The 16,500-nt window shown below is 34.0% G+C and carries 8 protein-coding genes and 1 pseudogene; 2 read left to right on the top strand and 7 right to left on the bottom strand.

Features of this window, described 5'->3' with window-relative positions; all coding sequences use genetic code 11:
* Window positions 1-27: 27 nt before the first annotated feature.
* From EV195_RS16775 to trkA, 7 genes are all read right to left on the bottom strand, one after another.
* Window positions 28-195, bottom strand: coding sequence for a hypothetical protein (locus tag EV195_RS16775; protein WP_165915759.1), 168 nt, complete (start codon window positions 193-195; stop codon window positions 28-30).
* Window positions 196-215: 20 nt separating this feature from the next.
* Window positions 216-3,095, bottom strand: a complete 2,880-nt coding sequence (locus EV195_RS15925) for a lamin tail domain-containing protein (RefSeq protein WP_165915760.1) — start codon at window positions 3,093-3,095, stop codon at window positions 216-218.
* A 151-nt stretch (window positions 3,096-3,246) separates the two neighbouring features.
* Window positions 3,247-3,414 carry a hypothetical protein gene (locus EV195_RS16780; protein ID WP_165915761.1) on the bottom strand — a complete coding sequence of 56 codons (168 nt, stop codon included), beginning with the start codon at window positions 3,412-3,414 and terminating at the stop codon, window positions 3,247-3,249.
* Between the two features lie 17 nt (window positions 3,415-3,431).
* Window positions 3,432-6,956 (bottom strand): T9SS type A sorting domain-containing protein, encoded by a 3,525-nt coding sequence (locus EV195_RS15930; RefSeq protein WP_132795971.1) that lies wholly within the window; start codon window positions 6,954-6,956, stop codon window positions 3,432-3,434.
* Window positions 6,957-7,061: 105 nt separating this feature from the next.
* Window positions 7,062-7,718 carry a phage tail protein gene (locus tag EV195_RS15935; protein WP_132795972.1) on the bottom strand — a complete coding sequence of 219 codons (657 nt, stop codon included), beginning with the start codon at window positions 7,716-7,718 and terminating at the stop codon, window positions 7,062-7,064.
* 235 nt (window positions 7,719-7,953) lie between these two features.
* A complete protein-coding gene (locus tag EV195_RS15940) occupies window positions 7,954-9,453 on the bottom strand; it encodes a TrkH family potassium uptake protein (RefSeq protein ID WP_132795973.1) in 1,500 nt (499 codons plus the stop codon).
* Window positions 9,453-10,799 (bottom strand): Trk system potassium transporter TrkA, encoded by a 1,347-nt coding sequence (trkA, locus tag EV195_RS15945; RefSeq protein ID WP_132795974.1) that lies wholly within the window; start codon window positions 10,797-10,799, stop codon window positions 9,453-9,455. Before trkA ends, EV195_RS15940 begins: the two co-directional genes overlap by 1 nt.
* A gap of 140 nt (window positions 10,800-10,939) precedes the next feature.
* On the opposite strand from trkA, the pseudogene EV195_RS15950 reads away from it, so the two are divergent.
* A pseudogene (locus EV195_RS15950) lies at window positions 10,940-11,470 on the top strand (JAB domain-containing protein); the annotation flags it as partial.
* Window positions 11,471-11,928: 458 nt separating this feature from the next.
* Window positions 11,929-16,500, top strand: a 4,572-nt coding sequence (locus EV195_RS15955; protein ID WP_132795975.1) for a PKD-like domain-containing protein, incomplete at its 3' end; no start/stop codon positions are given.

The following is a 16,500-nucleotide window of genomic DNA, read 5'->3' on the forward strand; positions in this document are numbered from 1 at the left end:
GAGGTTTTAAATTATTTAGTTTGGATTTTAGAATCCGTCACCTGGAGCTTCAGGTGAAGCCGCTTGTGCTTTCTTCGGATTTAAAATTAAGTAAGTTCCTAAAGCCGTTAACGCTGTATACTTACCATAGTTTCCTATTTTTTTAAGAGCTTCTTTTCTAGTAATCTCTTCTTTATTTAGTTTATTATTCTTCATGATTGCAATAGAAAATTCGTTTATTCTAAGATAATTTTTTTAGTAGTACTTCCTAAAACAGAGTTTAGTTTTACTATGTACACTCCAGTAGATAAGTTAGGTAAGGCTACTTTACTAACTCCATTAGATTCAATAGTAGTATTTACTAATTCTTCACCTAAAAGAGAGAATACTTTTACGTTAGCTTTTGCTTGTAATCCAGCAACAGTAATTTCATTTTTAGCTGAATTATAAATACTCACATTAGCCATGTTTTGAGAAATATCATCAGTACTTAATTTAGCAGAAGTATGGATGTAGTATTGTCCTATTCCATTTACAGCTGTTTTTGTAGTGATTGTATGATTACCTTCTAAAAGATTTGTAAATGTGTTGTTAACTCTGTCTTCTAAATAGATTTCAACACCTGATGGTAAATTAGTAGCAGCTACAGAAAATGTAACTTCTTTATTAGCTTCAGCAATTAAACCAACAGGAATAACCATTGTTTCAATATTAGAACTTGGTAATGTTTGAATCGCTAATTTCTTTCCTTCGTCGTTAGAAACTAATTGAGTAAACACACCAAAATCATTTGTAACTCCACCAAACATACTACTATCATAACCATTATCCCAACCAGTAGTTTTGCCATCTACAAAAAATACTTTTGTTCCTCTTTTAGTATCATTATTCTCAACAAATAATTCAAAAGAAGGTTTTGGCTCTTGTCTCATGAAAGTATCTGTAGATTGGTGACTTTGGTTTGAAGTTTCAAAAAGTACTTGTCCGTTAGAACCAGCCTGCACAAAGAAACCTTGCATAGGAGCAATCTCAATCGGATTTAAAGCATTGTAAGTTACATATTGAGTTCCGTCCCATAACCAAACTGTTTGCTCTGCTAATAAACTAGCATTCGCTGCAAGAGAAGTAAAGGTGTTAGAATTGATGTAAGCAGTAAAAGGATTTCCTAATAGATTAAAACTATTTCTTGATCCATTAACAATTCCAGGTCCTACAGTTGTTGTATTAAGAGAACCTCTTACTGAAATGTTTCCAGCAGCACTTAATTTTACTGCATAACCTAAACCAGCATCTAAACTTCCTGTAGAAGCTGCATTTTGATAATTCCATGGTGTAGCACCGTTATTGGTAAACGAAGCCAATCCTAAATTTCCAGCCGTACCAGAAGCTAAGCTGTTGTTTGTAATAAAATCTTCAATTGTTGCTCCAGCTACAGCAGGTGCTATTAAATACCAGTTAGTAGTTGGTAAATTTCTTGTATATGTAACGTTTCCTGTTACAGTAGCATTAGCAATTAATGAAGCCGCAGAAGCTACGTTTATTGAGTTTACGGTTATTGCTGAAGAAATAGTAGGGTAGTTTGATACACCTGATGGAATTAAAACATCTGAAACGTTACTAGGAATACCTACTTGCCAGTTACCAGCTGTATTCCAATTTGAATCAACTGCACCTGTCCATGTAGATCCACTTACTTTACCTGGAGAACCTCCATTTACAACACTAGCTTGCCAGTTACTACTAGTAGTCGCGTTATCAGAATTTACATCAATTATTTCAAAAGTAGCACCAACTCCATCTGTAGATGATTGATCACTGTCACTATATGTAACTTGATTCACAACATTACCACTTGCATTTTTAAGTGTAATTGTTCCAGAAGTGTTTCCAAGCTTATTAGTGTCGTTAGTGTCTTTTACAGCACTATTCGCAACAGCTAAATTGTTAAAATCAGGTGTAAAAGGAGCATCGTTATTGTATGTTCCATCTCCATTACTACCAACTGCAATAACAGTATAAGCATTATTTGCTAAAGTGGTAGAACCAGGGAAAACAAATGTATTTCCATTATATTCTAAGCTCCAGTTAGAAATATCTACACTACTTCCTTCATTATTGTACAATTCTATCCATTCGTCATCTGTGCTCGGAGTATTGTACATAACTTCAGAAATTACAATCATCGGTAAATCATCATCCTGAATTGTAACAGTATGACTACTATTACTTACAGTAGCGGAACCAGACGTTACAGCTAAATCTAAGACAATAGTCTCGTTGTCCATATCAGCATCATCATTAATATCTAATGAAATTGATTGAGTACCGTTAGCATTGAAAGTTAAAGAAGTTGTATTAAGAGTATAATCACCAGCTTCAGCAGTACTTGCGCCATTAACAGAAACACTTAAAGTTACATCTGAGGAATAATTAGAAAATGTTACTGGTATTGTAGTATTGAAAGTAGCGTCGGTTTCATTTTCAGTACTAGTGGCTGTATCAAAACCTACTGAAGGCGACGAACTAGCAGAAGAAACAGTACCGTTAACAATTATATCGTTACCAGTTCCTTCAAAACCACCACTTCCTCCTGTGCTTTCAGCTGTATGTAAATAAAACCTGTAAGTAACAGGTGTAGTCGAATTTGCTTGACTAAAAGTAAATGTAAATTGTTGTACACTAGTGTTGTCAACAATTGCTTTTTCTGAATCTAGATTACTAGCGTAACCATCAACCGAACTTCTAAGAGTTATTGCCCCAGGACCAGTCCCAGATCTTTGAACATTTACAATAATTGAAGAAACAGAAAATTGATAAGTTGGATTTGGAGTTATGGTAAATTCCATGTAATCCTCATCCGTAATAGCTGTATCTACATTACCTACACTCCAATTGGTAGCATTAAATCTACCTGAATTGTTTGAAGCTGTTAAACCAGCACCTCTTGAGATTGTTGATGTGCTTAAGTTAGCATTGTTAGTATTTGAATCAGCAGTTACTTCACTTCCAGTTAATGCGCTGAATTCAAAAGTTAATATATCTTGTCCGTAAGATAGAGACATATTAAACATGAATAGTAAAACTAATCCAGTTTTAAAAAAATAGTTTTGTTTCATAATTGTATTAATCATTAGGACGGGCAAATTACTAAAAATCAACATTCAGTAATTACTTTTTATAAAAAATTGTTAATTATTAACCATTTATTAATATGTATAAAAAAACCTCAAGAATTTTCTTGAGGTTTTTGTGTTTATATATCTATTTTTAGAATCCGTCACCTGGAGCTTCAGGTGAAGCAGCCTGGGCCTTTTTCGGATTTAAAATTAAGTAAGTTCCTAAAGCAGTTAATGCAGTGTACTTACCATAGTTTCCTAATTTTTTAAGAGCTTCTTTCCTAGTAATCTCTTCTTTATTTTGATTCACTTTTTTCATGATAATAGGGAATTAGATTATTCTACAATGATTTTTTTAGTAATGTTTCCTAAAGCTGAGTTTAGTTTAACAACATATACTCCAGTAGGTAAGTTAGGTAAAAGAACCTTGCTTAATCCGTTAGAGTTAATATCAGTGCTTGCTAATTCTTCCCCTAAAAGAGAAATTATTTTAACAGTAGCATTTGCTTGCAAACCTGCAACTGTAATTTCTTGTTCTGCTGATTTATAAATGCTAACATTAGCTATGTTTTGAGTGATATCATCGTTACTTAATCTAGCAGAAGATGCATGGATATAATATTGTCCAATTCCGTTTACTGCAGACTTTGTAGTAATTGTATGATTTCCTTCAGAAAGATTTACAAATGTATTATTTGCTCTATCCTCTAAGTAAATTTGGATACCACTCGGTAAATTTGTTTCTGATACAGAGAATGTAATTTCTTTATTAGCACCTGCAATTAAACCTACAGGAATTATCATAGTTTCATGATCAGTATTCGGTAAGGTTTGAATTGCTAATTTATTTCCGTTATCATCAGCAACTAACTGAGTAAATACACCAAAATCAACAGAAACACCTTCAAACATTTTAGAATCATACCCGTTGTCAAAACCAGTAGTTTTATTGTTTACATAAAATACTTTAGTCCCTTTTTTATCATCGTCATTTTCAACAAATAATTCAAAAGAAGTTTTTGGTTCTTGTCTCATAAAAGTATCAGATTGATGACTTTGATTAGAAGTAGCAAAAGTTACATTTCCAGATGATGCTGCTTCTACAAAGAATCCTTGACCAGGTGCTAATTCAATTGGGCTTACAGCATTGTAAGTTACATATTGACTACCATCCCATAACCATACTGTTTCTTCTGTTAATAATGCTGTGTTTGATGCAGCAAAACTAGCAGAATTAGCATAGGCAGTAAAAGGGTTACCTATTAAATTAAAATTAGTTCTCGTACCAGTAGTAATTGGAGTATTTACATTTGATGAATTTATTGTTCCAGTGATAGATACATTTCCTGCAGTAGCTAATTTTACTGATACACCTGCGCCAGAAGCTAAAGAACCAGTTGAAGCCGCAGTTGCATAAATCCAAGGTGAAGCTCCATTATTAGTGTAAATACCAATACCTAAATTACTACCTGTTCCTGAAGCAAAAGTATGACCAGCTATTACGTCTTCTAAAGTTTCACCAGAAACTGGTGCAGCGACTAAATACCAGTTTGTAGTTGGTAAATTTCTAGTATAGGTTACATCTCCCGTAACAGAAGCATTGGCAATTACTGAAGCTCCTGAAGCAATACTAATAGTACTAACAGTAACAGGTGAAGTAATGGTAGGATAATTAGTAACTCCGCTAGGTATAATTGCATTACCTGTACTATGAGGTGCTACATTTGTATTCCAGTTAGATGGTTGTTCCCAACTATTATTAATTGCTCCAGTCCATGTGTAATTATTGAAAGTTATGGTTACTGAAACGTTGCTTGAATTAGGACAAGTACCTGCTGTTGTATAAGTAACAGTGTATGTTGCAGGAGTTGAAGCTGATACATCGATAGTACCAGTAGAAGCATTAATGCTTAATCCAGCAGTAGAGCTAAATGTTCCTCCACCCAGTCCTGTAATTGTTGGTGTTGGGTCTGCGTCATCAATAGTATAAGAAGAAGCTCCATAAGAGAAAGAAGCATCATCTAAGGTGTTAATTGTTACTGATTCATTACTAGCATTAGGACATGTTCCTGCTGTGGTATACGTAACGGTATATGTTCCAGGTGTTGAAGCAGACACATCAATTTGTCCAGTTGAAGAATTAATACTTAATCCAGCAGTAGAACTAAATGATCCACCCGTTAACCCAGTAATTGTTGGTGAAGGATCTGCAGCATTTACACAATAAGAAGCAGCTCCATATGAGAAAGAAGCATCATCTAACGCGTTAATAGTTACAGAAACATTACTAGCATTAGGGCACGTTCCAGCAGTAGTATATGTTACTGTATAGGTATTTGGAGTTGAAGCAGACACATCAATTTGTCCTGTTGAAGAATTAATACTTAATCCAGCAGTAGAACTAAATGTACCTCCAGTTAAACCTGTAATTGTTGGTGAAGGATCTGCAGCATTTACACAATAAGAAGCAGCTCCGTAGGAGAAAGAAGCATCGTCTAACGCGTTAATAGTTACAGAAACATTACTAGCATTAGGACACGTTCCAGCAGTAGTATAGGTTACCGTATACGTATTAGGAGTAGAAGCTGATACATCAATTTGTCCTGTCGAAGAATTAATACTTAATCCAGCCGTAGAACTAAATGATCCTCCAGTTAAACCTGTAATTGTTGGTGAAGGATCTGCAGCATTTACACAATAAGAAGAAGCTCCATATGAGAAAGAAGCATCATCTACTCCATTAATTGTAACTGAAACATTACTAGCATTAGGACACGTTCCAGCAGTAGTATATGTTACTGTATATGTTCCAGGCGTTGAAGCTGATACATCAATTTGTCCTGTAGAAGCGTTTATAGATATACCTGCAGTCGAACTAAAAGTTCCTCCACCTAAACCTGTAATAGTTGGTGTAGGGTCTGCATCATTAACACAATAAGCAGCAGCGCTATAAGAGAAAGAAGCATCATCAAGATTGTTTACCGTTACAGTAACAGTACCGCAACTTCCTGGAGTAACACAACCTCCCTCTCCACGTATAAAATAAGTAGTTGTTATTGTTGGGCTTACATTAAAAGTACCTGTTGAAGTTGTTCCTATTTGAGTACCTCCGCAAGATCCTGTATAAACGTGCCATTGAGTAGCATCATTTAGACTTCCTGTAATGTTTAAGTCTGTACTTGAACCATTACATATTGATGCGTTTGTTGCTGTTACAGTTGGTACATCTGGGTCAGTACAAGAAACAGCAGTTCCAATTACAACTTCATCAACAGAGAATCCACCATTTATTGGAGTTGCAGGAATTATTACAATTTCATCAATATTTGTAAAAGAACCTGATGTTGGTAATGTAAAATCAATATTTATTTCAGTATTGTGGGGAGGAGAATTAAGAGCGACTGTTCCCACAGTTGCACCATCTTTTTTCCCTTCAATTGTAAAATTTATTATCGAAGCACCAAAAGATAATTCATAAGCAAATTCCATTGCTGAAATACTAAATTCTGTTCCATCTGTACTAGACATGGTACCAGATGAAAAAGTTCCCAATGAATCACCTGTCCAAATAAGAACATGGTCGGTACTTGATCCAATAGCATTTGTTCCTCCTCCGTTTCCAGCATTAGCAAAAGCTATAAGTCTAGAATTACTGGAAACTCCTGACACATCAAAATTATTAAGTTCTGAACTAGTTGAAGCGTTTGCGCTAGGATTAGTTGAGTTAGCAAGAACAACAACAGAACTACCAAACTCCATAGTAGTAGGAGATGGTGTTTGTGCTAAAACAAGCTGAAAACTAAATAAGAATGTAAAACAGAACAAAAGTTTTGTTACATGTTTAAAGTAGAGTTGTTTCATTTTTCAGTTAAATTAAGTTACTTAAAAATATTAAAATTGTTCTGATTTTGAGGGACAAAAAAAAGAAAACTCCTATGCAAATTTGCATAGGAGTTTTTTTATTTATTAGCTTCTAGAAGGGAAAACCCCTTGCATACAAATAATGTAATTTAAAGTTAAAGAAGGTTGCATGTTTCTTACCTGTTGGTTACCACCTGTGTTACCAATGGTAATGTTACCACCTAAAGGTTGACCATTTACTGTGTTGGTCGCTGGTCCGTAAGCTTTTACAGGTGTAGCACTTAAACCACTTCCAAATAAGGCTGCCGCTGGAACATCATTCGCTTGAGGTGTACTCCTTACAGCAGGATCTGTACTGAGTAGTAAATTCCCTCCGCCACTTGTAATAGCAACGTGGTTGTGTGATGGTAATTGAGTGATATTAAGAATGTTATATTCTGTTCCTAATTTTTCACCTAATCTATAAGATGATAATCCTGGACCTGTTGAGTTACCCCAGTGAATTGGAGTTCTTCCTCTTAAATCTGGTAAAGCAAACGTAGTTCTACCATCCCCTCCGTACATTGTTCCTAAAATAGAGAACAAAGCTGAGTTAGAAGAGATCGCTAATAACTGACCGTTACAAAATGCCCATCCCCTAGGAGCAAAGTTACCAGCAAATAATCTTATTTCTCCTAAATAACCTTCTTGCGCTTTTACAGAAGTATTAGATAAAAAGAAACAAACGAAGAAAAGTCCGATGATTTTTTTAATTGAATTCATGATAATTTAGTTTTGGTTAGTAAAAATTTTATGTTCTTATATATTTCCAAAACAAATTTACTATCAATCTTTACTTAGATAGATCTAAAAAGTATTAAGCGTGTAGTTTTTAGTCATAAGTGTGATTTAAATAGTAATATATGTTTCCTACTGTTAAATATAGAAGTTTTTTTTAACTAATTAACAGTTAGTTAGTTTTTTATTTAACAAAACCTTTAGAGAATTTAACAAGTTTTTAGTTCTTTTTCCAGAAGAAAGGAGAGAATAAAATCAGTACTGTAAAGAGTTCTAAACGACCTATTAACATTAAAAAAGAACAGAATAATTTTGCAGATGATGATAAATGCGCAAAATTGTCAACCGGACTAACACTTCCTATAGCTGGACCAATATTACCTAGAGAAGAAGCACAAGCTCCTAAAGCAGATTTGATATCTAATCCCATTGAAGTTAAAATTACAGCCCCAACTATAAAGATTAGCATATATAAGATAAAGAAAGAAAGTATATTAAATACAATGTTTTGGTTTACCGCCTTTCCATCATAGCGAACAGGTATGATTGCATTTGGGTGTAATGATTTTTTAAACTCTAAGAAGCTATTTTTTAACATTACAATATGACGTACAATTTTAACTCCACCTGAAGTAGAACCAGCAGAACCACCCACAAAAAATAAGGAAAAGAAAATTCCAGTGATAAAGAAACTCCACATGGTAAAATCGGCAGTAACAAAACCAGTAGTTGTAACAACTGAAATTACGGAGAACAAACTATGGCGAAAAGCACTTTCTGCTTCTCCCAAAACCATTGGATGTTCTATAGAAGTTTGTAATGTAGGATCTTTAAAAAAGAGAATACAAATACTTACAAAAACGGTTATAGATAAAATTCCTAAGCTGTAGTACTTAAATTCTTCACTTTGAATCACTTTTCGAACCTTTCCTTTTAATGCGAAATATGTCAAAACAAAGTTTGTTCCTGCAATAAACATGAAAAATATAATAATGTATTGTACTAAAGGAAAAGCATTCCAATGAGCTACACTTGCGTTTTTAGTTGAAAAACCACCTGTACTAACTGTTGCCATAGAATGATTTATCGCATCATACCAAGTCATTCCTGCAACTTTTAGTAATAAAAACTCAGCAAGTGTTAAGCCTACATAAATTAACCATAAACGTTTAGCTGTATCCGTAATTCTAGGGTGTAATTTATCAGCAGAAGGACCTGGAGCTTCAGCCATAAATAACTGCATACCACCAATACCAAGTAAAGGTAAAATAGCTATGGTAAGTACAATAATTCCCATACCACCAATCCAGTGAGTTGCACTACGCCAAAATAAAATTCCTTTTGGCATGCTTTCAATATCTGTTAATATTGATGATCCTGTTGTTGAATATCCAGAAATAGTCTCAAAAATAGCATCTGTTACAGAAGGAATACTTCCTGTTAAGAGATAAGGTAACATTCCTGTTATGGTTAAGGTAACCCATCCGAGAGTAACGATAAGATATCCTTCTTTTTTCTGAAGATTTTTGTTGTCTGGTTTATTAAAAAAGTAAAGTAACAAACCAACAAAAATGGTAATAATCCCAGCATTTAAAATCCCTAATGTGGCTTTTTCTTCAAAATAAAGACTAAAAGGAATTGCCAGCCACATGAAAATACCGTTAAGAACTGCTGTAATTCCAGAAAATCGAAAAATTAATTTGAGATTGAGGTTTTCCATTAATTAAATAAATCTTCAACTGTTGATATTGCTTCCGGTAAACAGAATACAATTACGTAATCTCCTGCTTGAATTTGCATATTACCAAATGACATTAAAGCTTTACCATCTCTAATAATTCCACCAAAAACCGCTTCTCTAGGGAAACGTAAATCTCTAATAGGTTTTTTAGTTACTTTAGCACCTTCTTGAACTTCAAATTCAAATACTTCGGCATCAACATTATGTAAATTTGCTAGAGCTAAAATTTCACCTTTACGGATATGTCGAAATATATTACTAGCAGCAATTAATTTTTTATTAATAAGTGTATCTATTCCGATAGTTTGAGAAATATTGATGTAATCCATATTTTCTACTAAGGCAACAGTTTTTTTAACACCTTTCGATTTCGCAACCAAACAAGACATGATGTTAGTTTCTGAATTACCTGTTACAGCAATAAAAGCATCCATGTCTCTAATATTTTCTTCTTCTAACAATTCAAGATTCCTTCCATCTCCATGAATCACTAAGGTAGATCTTAACTCTTCCGCTAGTGTTAAGGCTCTTTCCTTTTGTTTTTCAATAAGCTTTACCTTAAAGTTTTCTTCACATAGATTTCTAGCAGTTTTCATTCCGATACTACTTCCACCTAAAATCATTACATTTCTAATGTCAATGTGTTCTTTACCACAGATAGGATATAATTTTTCTATACTATAATTTGGAACAGAAAAATAAACCTGATCGTTCATTTTATATTCTGTATCTCCTCTAGGAATTATAGTTTGAGCAATTCCTTCTCTTTTGATAGCGATGGTAATAAAATCTACCATATTGAATTTGTCTTTTGCTTCTTTAACGGTTAAATCAACAATAGGAGATTTATATCCTAACGTTGTTCCCATTACGTTGAAAAGACCATTTTCAAAAGCTACTGTATCATTAAAAGAAGATTGGTAAAGCAATTGTTTAATTTCTTCCGCAGCAAGTTTCTCTGGCGAAATCATAAAATCTACACCAAAATCTTTGAAGTCAACTATATCGCTACTTAAGAATTCTGGATTCTTAATTCGAGCAATTGTTTTTTTAACACCTAATGCTTTTCCTACAACAGAAATAGTAAAGTTAGTGTTTTGACTTTCGGTAACTGCTAATAATAAATCAGCCGATTCAATTCCAATTTCTTTCAACAATTTAATTGAGGTAGCATCTCCTTTTTTTGTAATTACATCAAGATTGTTATTGATGTAATTCAATCGATCACCATCTAAATCTACGATGTATGTGTCTTGAGATTCGTACGATAGAAGTTTAGCCAAATGAAATCCAACATCTCCAGCTCCGGCTATTATAATTTTCATATTAAAAATTAAGAATATTGAATGCAAAGGTACATTTTTAAGATGAAAAAAAATGGAACAAAATTCATTTAATGTTTTGAGTGAGCTTTAAATCAGGAAAAAATGAAGATTTAGTATATTTACCAAAAATTGCAAAAAAATTGAAAAAGTTAACTATTAAATCTTGGTCTTTAGAAGATCGACCAAGAGAAAAACTCCTATTAAAAGGTAAGCAAACACTATCTAATGCAGAACTTATAGCAATTCTAATTGGTTCTGGGAATAGAGATGAAAGTGCGGTAGCTTTATCTAAGAGAATTTTAAATTCCACTAAAAACAATCTAAATCAGTTATCACAACTTTCAGTTGAAGAATTACAACGATTTAAAGGGGTAGGGGAAGCCAAAGCGATTAGTATTTTAACTGCCTTAGAACTGGGCAAGCGTCAGTTTTTTGAAAAAGTTGAGATACATCCCAAAATTTCATCATCAAAAGATGTGTTTGAAGTCATGCAGCCTCACATAGGAGATTTGAAGCATGAAGAATTTTGGGTATTGTATTTAGACAATGCTAACAAAGTACTAAGTAAGAATCAACTTAGCAAAGGAGGTTTAACCGCTACTTTAGTTGATGTTCGGTTGGTTTATAAAAGAGCGCTAGAACTATCCGCGGTAGGAATTTTGGTATGTCATTATGCAAAGTAAAACATTATGTGTATAAAACTTCTCTATATAAGATAATCACTAAACTTTATTGAAATTTACTTCACATAATGTGCAAAATAGTTTCTAATACTTATGTAATAAAACATTTCAGATTTCTTTTTGTTTTTTTATTAACTAATATTCTTTCGTCTTTTATTTTTTCAATTAATAGAAGATAAAATTCAATATATTTGAGTGCCCCGAAAAAAATAAACTAAATAAAAATACCAATTTCACCAAACACTAAACAAGAGCCCATCTTTTTATAAAGATTCAACTAATTTCATAAATGATAATCCTACAAATGGGGCTTAAAAAAGTTATGTGACTTTTTTAAGTTATTGTGTCTTAAAAATTAACTTTTTAAATTTTAACTAAATTTAACAATTATATAGTGTAATAATATTCTTATAAATTATTAGCTAAACCAGAAAAACCATTCTTCTATGATAAAAGCATTACCTAGTAAAATATTCCAAAGATTATCATTAAGAGATGTTTGCATTTCTATTTTAATATTGTTTTATACAACATTAAGTTCAGCTCAACTAGATAGTAAACATTATTTGCCACCTTTAAAGCAAACATCAGGTACTGATAATACAGCCAATCATCAAAGTAATGCAGCTATTCAACAACAATCCATTTATCTTTCAACACCTGAAACTACTGCTTTTTCTGTTAATGTGTATAGAGGAACATCTACAATTCCATGGATGGTTATTCCTAGTTTAGTAAAAGGGGCTCCTTTTGTTATTGATAATGTAGATGATTCTGCTGGTGGATTTATAGATCAAATATTAGCAGATAGTAATAATAATATAACTCTAGTTACTAATGGAAATACAGGTGTTGTTTTAACTAATGCAGGCTTACGTTTCGAAGCTCCTGGAGGGCAAAAGTTTTATGTTAATTATAGAGGGCGTTCTGGGGCACAGGCTGGTTCTTTAACTTGTAAAGGAGGTAAAGCTTTAGGTAAAGAGTTTAGATGGGGAGGAATTGCTAATAGACATAGTAATGCCAATAGTAGTACTAGTTTAGGTATAATGGCAACACAGCCCAATACCATAGTAACTATTTCTGGTTTTAATCCAGATTGTGCTTTTAGAAATGGAACAGATCCTGATGGAATTACAGATGATATCATCAATATAACATTACAAGCAGGAGAAACATATGTTTTAGAAGCAGTTAGAAATCAAGGAGGAGTTAATGCTACGGTAAATACAGCTAATGTAGATGGTTGGCTAGGAGCAACCATTACGGCAACCGAGCCTATTGCTATTGCTAGTGGAGGGCTAAATTTTGGAATTAGTGCAACTTCTCAAAGTAGAGATGTTGGTATAGACCAACCTGTTGCTACTAATGTGATTGGAAGGGAATATGTATTCATGCGAGGAGCGGGAGATGGAAATGATGGAACTGAATTTCCTGTAATTGTAGCAACACAAGACGATACACAAGTATTTGCTGGAGGAACATTAATTGGTACAATAGATAATGGAGAATATTTAGAAATTCCAGACTCTAATTATTCAGGAACAACTGCAGGATCAAATATGTATGTAAGAACCTCGAAAGATGCTTATGCTTACCAATGTTTAGCTGGTCAAACAAATAGAATTCAAACAGTAGGAATGAATTTTATTGCTCCAGTAAACTGTTTATTGCCAAATTCTTTAGAAGAAATTCCTCAAATCCAAGATATTGCTAGTGCCAATTCAAATATTTCAGCGTTAACTATTGTTGCTTCAGTATTAATAAACGATGCTGATGTTCAAATATTTCAGAATAATGTACAAATTACTACGCCATCTTCTACATTGGTAAATGATGGAACAGCTTCTCCTCAATGGAAAACGTTTTATGTGCCTGGTCTATCAGGTGAAATTTCAGTTATAACACCAGGCCCGATAGCAGTTGGTACTTTTATGTCTTTAGGAAGTAATGCTGGTTTAGCAGGTTATTTTTCAGGTTTTGATACAGTACCTGTAGTAGAAGTTCAATTAACAGGAGGAGGATGTCATCCTGGATCAAGTATCGAAGAAGTTACAGGGGGGTTTGCTAATTACGCTTGGTACAAAGGTACAGATGAAATTTCAGGAACATTATTAGCAAGTGGTCCGGCGTTACAAAGTTATAACCCGACTTTAAATGGGGTTGGTGATTACTTTGTTAGAGTAACCGATTTCGGTGGTTGTGAATATAATTCGGCAGTAGTATCTTTTTATAGTTGTGATCCTGAATTACAAGTTACAAAGGTTGATAATGCGGATCCTATTGATGCAGGTAGTAATGTAACTTTTACTATTACTGCAGAAAGTTTTTCAGTAGATCCAATAACTAATGTTGTTATTGAAGATGTTCTTCCTGCGGAATTAGAATTTGTAAGTGCTAACCCCGAGCCTGGAACAACATTTTCTAGCACAGGAACATTGACTTGGATTATTGGAGGAATGAATCCAGGAGATAAATTTGAACTTGAAATAGTAGCAAGAGCTAGAGACGATGCTTCAGGAACTGTAACTAATACTATTACATATAATTATACAGAAATAGCAGGAGAGGTTAATAATTTACCAGATGATTTAAGCGAAGATGTTACTATAAATCCGTGTAATACTGCAAGTGCACCATCGAGCACTCCAACTTTATGTGTCAACACACCACTAACTAACATAACTCATTCAACAACTTTGGCCACTGGTATAGGTATACCAACGGGCTTACCATCTGGAGTTACAGCAAGTTGGAGTAGTGATACAATTACGATTAGTGGAACACCAACTAATTCTGGGATTTTTAATTACAATATACCGTTAACAGGTGGTTGTAATACTATAAATGCAACAGGAACAATAACAGTAAATGCATTGCCCATTGCTAATCCAATCACAGGGCTTGATGAAGTTTGTGTAGGTGGTTCAATTGACTTAACAGAAGGAACTACTGGAAGTACTATAATTTGGAATTCGTCTAATACTGGTGTAGCTACAATTGATACTAATGGTTTGGTTACTGGTGTATCCGCTGGAAGTACTGATATAACTTATACTGTAACTGATACAAATGGATGTACTTCTTTAGCATCAGCTACTTTTACAATTACAGTTAACCCATTACCATCACTTATTTCACTTTCATCAAATACTCCTATTTGTGAGGGAAATAATGCTGAATTCACAATCTCTGGTTCTGCAAATGCGGTATTAACTTATAACATTAATGGAAATAGTAATCAAACTGTGACGTTAGATGGATCTGGAGAAGCAACAATAATAAGTACTTCTGCTACAAGCGATGTTACTATAAATTTAGTATCATTAGAAGCTTCTTTAACAAGTTGTTCTATTACTCTAACGAATTCAGAAACTGTTACAATAAATCCTAATCCAACTCTAGCAAGTGTAAATGATATTATTGTTTGTGATGATATGTCTGGAACACAAAGTTTGGACGCTAATAGTGGAATTACATTGAATCCTAACACTAGTGTTGTTTGGTATGACGCTCCTTCTGGAGGAAATATTGTAGCCTCACCTGTAGTAAATACAGCAACTCCTAGTACTGATCCTCCAACGTCTTTTTATGCTGAAATATCTGATACGAGTTCGTCTTGTGTTAACCCTGTGAGAGAAGAAGTTAAACTCCAAATTGTTTCACCTCCTTTTCCGAATTTGTCGGAAACAGTGTGTTCAGATGAAATGCTTAATATAGGTTTATCTTTTGCTACAACTTATACTGTTGCTTCCTCTGATCCAACAAACGTACCAGCAGCAGCTAATAGAACTACAGCTACTACAGCCAATATTACAGATACCTATACCAATACTACAGGAAGTCCGGTTACGATTACATATACAGTAACTATTCAGGATGGTTCTCCGTGTGACGGTAACATTTTTGATGTTGTTGTTACGGTTAACCCAGAGCCATCAAATACAACAGCTCCAACAGAAACCATTTGCAGCAGCTCAACATTAGGTCACGATTTAAATTCGGATGTAAATGTTTCCGGGTCAAGTTTTATGTGGTCAGCAACTGATAATTCTAATGTAACAGGTGAAACAGTATCAGGTGGAACAAATTCTATTATTAGTGATACTTTAATTAATAATTCAGGAACGAATCAAATCGTAACATATACTATAATTCCAACAAATGGAAATGGTTGTCAAGGTGATTCTTTTACATATACGGTTACAATAAAACCAGAAATTTCAGTAACAGCACAACCTTTAGCAACGCAAACTATTTGTGTAGGAGCAGTTCCAACAGATCTTTCCGTTACAGTTACTGGGGGAATAGATGGGTTAGATTATCAATGGCAGAGTTCTACAACCAGTGGTTCAGGATTTACCGACATTTCAGGAGCAACTTCTGCTACATACACACCCGTTACTACAAGTTCAGGAACAACATATTATCAAGTTATAATTAGTGATTCTAGTGGTGTTTGCTCAGATCTTACTTCTACTGAATCTGTAGTTATTATCAATGAAGATCCAGCTATTACATCACAACCATTATCAACTCAAACGATTTGTGTTGGAGCAGTACCTACAGATTTATCGGTAACAGCAACAGGTGGAGTAGCAGGCTTAACTTATCAATGGCAGAGTTCTGCAATCAGTAGTTCAGGCTTTACCGACATTTCAGGAGCAACTTCTGCTACATATACACCAGTAACAACAAGTTCAGGAACAACATATTACCAAGTTGTAATTAGTGATACAGGCTCAGGGTGTAATGATGTTACTTCTACTGAATCTGTAGTTATTATCAATGAAGATCCAGCTATTACATCACAACCATTATCAACTCAAACGATTTGTGTTGGAGCAGTACCTACAGATTTATCGGTAACAGCAACAGGTGGAGTAGCAGGCTTAACTTATCAATGGCAAAGCTCAAGCACAAGTGGTTCAGGCTTTACCGACATTTCAGGAGCAACTTCTGCTACATATACACCAGTAACAACAAGTTCAGGAACAACATATTACCAAGTTGTAATTAGT

This window comes from Tenacibaculum skagerrakense, from assembly GCF_004345825.1.
Lineage (GTDB): Bacteria > Bacteroidota > Bacteroidia > Flavobacteriales > Flavobacteriaceae > Polaribacter > Polaribacter skagerrakensis.

Bases quoted from the DNA above. Each gene is read 5' to 3' on its own strand.
- EV195_RS16780 (WP_165915761.1), bottom strand. From the start codon at position 3,414: ATGAAAAAAGTGAATCAAAATAAAGAAGAGATTACTAGGAAAGAAGCT.
- EV195_RS15940 (WP_132795973.1), bottom strand. From the start codon at position 9,453: ATGGAAAACCTCAATCTCAAATTAATTTTTCGATTTTCTGGAATTACA.
- EV195_RS15925 (WP_165915760.1), bottom strand. From the start codon at position 3,095: ATGAAACAAAACTATTTTTTTAAAACTGGATTAGTTTTACTATTCATG.
- trkA (WP_132795974.1), bottom strand. From the start codon at position 10,799: ATGAAAATTATAATAGCCGGAGCTGGAGATGTTGGATTTCATTTGGCT.
- EV195_RS15930 (WP_132795971.1), bottom strand. From the start codon at position 6,956: ATGAAACAACTCTACTTTAAACATGTAACAAAACTTTTGTTCTGTTTT.
- EV195_RS15935 (WP_132795972.1), bottom strand. From the start codon at position 7,718: ATGAATTCAATTAAAAAAATCATCGGACTTTTCTTCGTTTGTTTCTTT.
- EV195_RS16775 (WP_165915759.1), bottom strand. From the start codon at position 195: ATGAAGAATAATAAACTAAATAAAGAAGAGATTACTAGAAAAGAAGCT.